The following is a 2,174-nucleotide window of genomic DNA, read 5'->3' as shown; positions in this document are numbered from 1 at the left end:
AAAGCCCGCTCCGTACCGCTTAGCGGTCGGAGTCAGGTAGTTTACTTTCGGTGATAGAATCACAGCACGCTAGGAGTGTCTGGGGGTTTTGCCCCAGGCTGAGATTACATCCTCAGAACCTGATCTGGGTCATACCAGCGTAGGAAAGCGAGCACTGGAGTTGACACCATGCGCAGCGAATGGGTTGCCCGCCGGCGTGGGCAAGCAAATGTAACGCAAATGCACTTTGCCCGGCAGGGCGTGATTACAGAAGAGATGGACTACGTGGCTCGGCGGGAAAACCTGCCACCGGAGCTGATCCGCTCAGAGGTGGCGCGGGGCCGCATGATCATCCCTGCCAATATTCATCACACCAACCTAGAGCCGATGTGCATCGGGATCGCCTCCCGCTGCAAAGTCAATGCCAACATCGGCGCTTCCCCCACTTCCTCTGGATTGGCCGAGGAGCTGGAAAAGCTGAAATTGGCCATCAAATACGGCGCCGATACTGTTATGGATCTGTCCACCGGCGGCGGCGACTTGGACGAAATTCGCACGGCCATTATCCAAGCTTCTCCGGTGCCCATTGGCACGGTGCCGATCTACCAGGCCCTGGAAAGTGTGCATGGCCATGTCGAAAAACTCTCGGCAGAGGATATCTTGCACATCATCGAAAAGCAGGCCCAGCAGGGGGTGGACTACATGACCATCCATGCCGGGATCCTGATCCAACACTTGCCGTTGGTGCGCAACCGTCTAACCGGAATTGTCTCTCGCGGAGGCGGGATCCTGGCCCGTTGGATGTTGGCCCACCACAAGCAAAATCCGCTCTACACCCACTTCCGCGACATCATTGAGATCTTCAAAAAATACGATGTTTCTTTTAGCCTGGGCGATGCTTTGCGACCCGGATGTCTGCACGATGCTTCTGACGAGGCCCAGATGGCGGAGTTGAAAACCCTGGGACAGTTGACCCGCCTGGCCTGGGAACACGATGTGCAGGTGATGGTGGAAGGGCCTGGGCACGTGCCGATGGATCAAATTGAGTTTAACGTGCGCAAGCAAATGGAGGAGTGCGACGAGGCTCCTTTCTACGTTTTGGGGCCGCTGGTAACCGATATTGCCGCCGGCTACGACCACATCAGCTCTGCCATTGGGGCGGCCTTGGCCGGCTGGTACGGGGCAGCGATGCTCTGCTACGTAACCCCCAAAGAACACCTGGGCTTGCCCAATGCCGAGGACGTGCGCAACGGCCTCATTGCCTACAAAATTGCCGCCCACGCTGCCGATATTGCCCGCCACCGTCCTGGGGCCAGGGATCGCGATGACGAAATGTCCAGAGCCCGCTACAACTTCGACTGGAACCGACAATTTGAGTTGTCTTTGGATCCAGAGCGGGCGCGCGAATATCACGACGAAACCTTGCCGGCAGATATCTACAAAACGGCGGAGTTTTGCTCGATGTGCGGGCCGAAGTTCTGCCCCATGCAAACCAAAATGGATGCAGAAGCTTTGAGCGAGCTAGAACGATTCCTGGCCACCCAGCCAACAGCCTAAGCGTTGGCCTGGCCTTGGCTTGACATGAGGTTGAAATTGATTGGATCCCATCTTTGCTCGCTGGGGAGTGGAGAGGGGATCCTCCCCCAAGCTATGCTGGATTACAGGAGAACCCTTGCAGTTGGCTCCATTGAGCAGAGAGAGAACCATGGCACTTAGGCAACTCGGGCATGTCGCCATCCGGGTAGAAGACATCCCCAAGGCAGTGGAGTTCTACCAAAAGCTGGGCATGGTCAACGTCTGGCAGGATCCCGACTGGGCCTACATGAAAGCCGGAGACGATGGGCTGGCGCTGTTGGGGCCGGGCTACCGGGCAGCAGGGCCGCACTTTGGCTTTGTCTTCAGCACCATGGAGGAGCTGGAGGAGCAGCATCGCCGCCTGCAAGCCCAAGGGATCCCGGTAGGGGCCATTCACAGCCATCGGGATGGCACTGCCTCTTTCTATGGCAAGGATCCCGATGGCAACCTGTTTGAGTTTTTGTACGAGCCGCCAGGCACTTTTGACCAAGCTAAGGCTAAGCCAGCCGAGGCAACTGCTTGAGGTCTAACCAGAAAAAGGCGGCGCAAGCTCTGAACTGCCATCGCGCACAAACAAGCTAGGGGCTGTGGGAGTCCTCCCGTAGCCCTAAGCAATTTTG

2 protein-coding genes and 1 riboswitch are annotated in these 2,174 nt (G+C 57.4%); both genes read left to right on the top strand.

The window, feature by feature from the left end; genetic code table 11:
• Positions 1-61: 61 nt before the first annotated feature.
• A riboswitch (TPP riboswitch) is annotated at positions 62-163 on the top strand.
• 5 nt (positions 164-168) lie between these two features.
• Positions 169-1,536 carry a phosphomethylpyrimidine synthase ThiC gene (gene thiC, locus NW841_RS12705; RefSeq protein ID WP_414386746.1) on the top strand — a complete coding sequence of 456 codons (1,368 nt, stop codon included), beginning with the start codon at positions 169-171 and terminating at the stop codon, positions 1,534-1,536.
• Between the two features lie 148 nt (positions 1,537-1,684).
• Positions 1,685-2,077, top strand: coding sequence for a VOC family protein (locus tag NW841_RS12700; protein ID WP_414366821.1), 393 nt, complete (start codon positions 1,685-1,687; stop codon positions 2,075-2,077).
• The last annotated feature ends 97 nt before the right edge of the window (positions 2,078-2,174 follow it).

The sequence above is a fragment of the Synechococcus sp. H60.3 genome (genome assembly GCF_047462295.1).
Taxonomy (GTDB): Bacteria; Cyanobacteriota; Cyanobacteriia; order Thermostichales; family Thermostichaceae; genus Thermostichus.
This window is presented reverse-complemented; position numbering and strand designations above follow the sequence as displayed.